Source organism: Vibrio makurazakiensis (assembly GCF_050337375.1).
Classification (GTDB): Bacteria; Pseudomonadota; Gammaproteobacteria; order Enterobacterales; family Vibrionaceae; genus Vibrio; species Vibrio makurazakiensis.
Genome location: NZ_JAKJSW010000367.1, coordinates 1 through 2,533 on the forward strand (window position 1 = coordinate 1; position 2,533 = coordinate 2,533).

Below are 2,533 nucleotides of genomic sequence, written 5' to 3' on the forward strand. Positions count from 1 at the left end.
GAATATATTGACCGTGTAACGATAGCCAAAAAAGGCTAGTTTTCATAGCGCTTTTGTTGGCTTTTTAAGTCTAAATCTGCAAGATAATCCAACTTCTCACCGATTTTAGTCTCTAAGCCTCGTTTTGATGGAAAATAGTACTGAGTGCCACCCATTTCAGGAGGTAAATACTTTTCACCAGCAGCATACGCACCTGGCTCATCATGAGCATAACGGTATTCTTGACCGTAGCCCATGTCCTTCATCAAACTTGTAGGTGCATTTCGTAGATGATGTGGGACTTCATACTCAGGTAAATTATGAGCATCCGTTAAAGCTTGCTTCCAAGCGGTATAAACCGCATTACTTTTAGGCGCACAAGCCAAGTAGACGACAGCCTGAGCAATAGCTCTTTCGCCTTCTGCAGGGCCAATTCGTGTAAAGCAATCCCATGCAGACATTGCGACCTGCATAGCACGAGGGTCTGCGTTACCAATATCTTCCGATGCAATAGCTAATAAACGCCTTACGATATACAAAGGATCGCAGCCCGCAGCAATCATTCTGGCTGACCAATACAAAGCCGCATCAGGGTTTGAGCCACGAATCGACTTATGTACCGCAGAGATTAAGTCGTACCAAATATCGCCTTTATTATCGAAGCGAGCGACTTTTTCACCAGCAACATCAGCGAGTAACTTGAGCGTAATGAGCTTCTCACCTTGTTCATTGTCCTCAGCCATGTCGTACAGAAGTTCTAAATAATTCAGCGACATCCGAGCATCGCCATTTACCAGCTCAGCCAACCTATCCAAAACATCGTCAATAAAGTGTGCTGGGATTTGCCCTAAACCACGCTCTTTGTCTTCAACAGCCTGTTGAATTACATGCGCAATATCAGGCGTATCTAGCGACGTAAGCTTGTAAACACGAGCTCGTGACAACAATGCGTTATTTAGTTCAAATGATGGATTTTCAGTGGTAGCGCCAATAAAAGTAACTGTGCCATCTTCGATATGCGGAAGAAATGCATCTTGTTGGCTCTTATTAAAACGGTGTACTTCGTCTACAAACAAGATGGTTCTGCGACCTGCTTGTTTATTCTCACGTGCTTTTTCTATCGCAATACGGATATCTTTAACACCCGATGTAACTGCAGATACTCGCTCAACTTCTGCGTTGGCGTAATTTGCCGCCACTTCAGCCAGTGTTGTTTTACCGGTGCCCGGAGGTCCCCATAAGATCATAGAGTGGATATGTCCGGCTTCTAGTGCCCGACGAAGAGGCTTTCCAGGCCCTAATATATGCTGCTGACCAATGTACTGTTCAACAGTTTCTGGCCTCATACGAGCAGCAAGGGGACGAAAATCTTCGTCCCCTGAAAAGTCTAAGCTGTAGTTACTCACTTATTCTCACTTAATTTCTCTGATCATCGACTTCTACGCCTTCAGGGATCTCAAAGGTAAAACGTTCGGATTTTGGCGTCACTAAACTTATATTTTYAAATTTAAACTCACCAATTTGTCCGTCTTGCTCGATAACATTAAATCCTTGGATTGCGCCTTGGGCATCAATGAGGATTTCAAACTGACCTTGGTTTGAGTCCTGAGCTGTTGGCAACAAAATAAATTTATCGCCTTCTTTCGTCACCTCATAATTATCCCAGTCACTTTGTTGATTACGGGTTAACAAGATAAAGGGAGTTTGCGCAGCCGCTTGTTCTTGCCAAAAAATACTAACTTGTTCGATAAAAGGGTTGTAATACCACAAGCTCTTACCATCAGATACCAGTAAGTTTTCATCTGGGAATGTACTGTTCCAGCGGAATAGACTCGGACGAGCAATGTCTACCGTGCCTTCACCTTCCATTACTACTTCACCATCGGCACTCGTTACCAATTGGTCAAACTGCGCACTAAAACCATCATTTAAAGCTAGTCGATCACTGAGTTCTTCTTTAGGAGTCGCGAATACAGAAAAACTCATAAACAACAGCACTAAATATTTTTTCATTGATATTCCTATTATGTAAAACAAGCCCATACGATGCTGTTTGGACTTACTGGCAGATAACTAGTTCCCCGTTACTGCCTTTATACTTAATCATTTATATTCGTTAGCTACTTGTAATACGTAGCCGTTTGAAGCAATTAGTCTTTTGGTGGCGCGGGAGCTAAAACTTCGCGATTACCATTGTGTCCAGGAGCACTCACGATACCTTGTGCCTCTAATTGTTCTACAATTCTTGCGGCTCGGTTATAACCAATCTTAAAACGCCTTTGTACACCCGATACCGAACCACGACGTGAATGAACAACATGCTCTACGACTTGATCAAAGAGTGGATCCATATCTTCGTCGCCTTCCATTTTTTCGCCAGGAAGTAACGTTTCTGGAGTTTGTTCACCATTGGTGATTTCATCAATGTAGTTCGGCTTACCACGTGCTTTCCAGTTATTCACGACAGCATGAACATCATCATCTGAAGCAAAAGCACCGTGAACACGAGTAGTATGGCTAGAACCCGGAGGTAGATAAAGCATATCACCCATAC

The 2,533-nt window shown here is 43.3% G+C and carries 3 protein-coding genes; all 3 read right to left on the reverse strand.

What is annotated here, in order from left to right; all coding sequences use genetic code 11:
- Positions 1-35: 35 nt before the first annotated feature.
- A complete protein-coding gene (locus L4C33_RS21425; RefSeq protein WP_428814416.1) occupies positions 36-1,325 on the reverse strand; it encodes a replication-associated recombination protein A in 1,290 nt (429 codons plus the stop codon).
- Between the two features lie 70 nt (positions 1,326-1,395).
- Complete coding sequence (lolA, locus tag L4C33_RS21430) at positions 1,396-1,992, reverse strand: outer membrane lipoprotein periplasmic chaperone LolA (protein WP_428814414.1); 597 nt, start codon at positions 1,990-1,992, stop codon at positions 1,396-1,398.
- 137 nt (positions 1,993-2,129) lie between these two features.
- Positions 2,130-2,533 (reverse strand): DNA translocase FtsK (locus tag L4C33_RS21435; protein WP_428814415.1); only part of this gene is annotated, 404 nt, incomplete at its 5' end.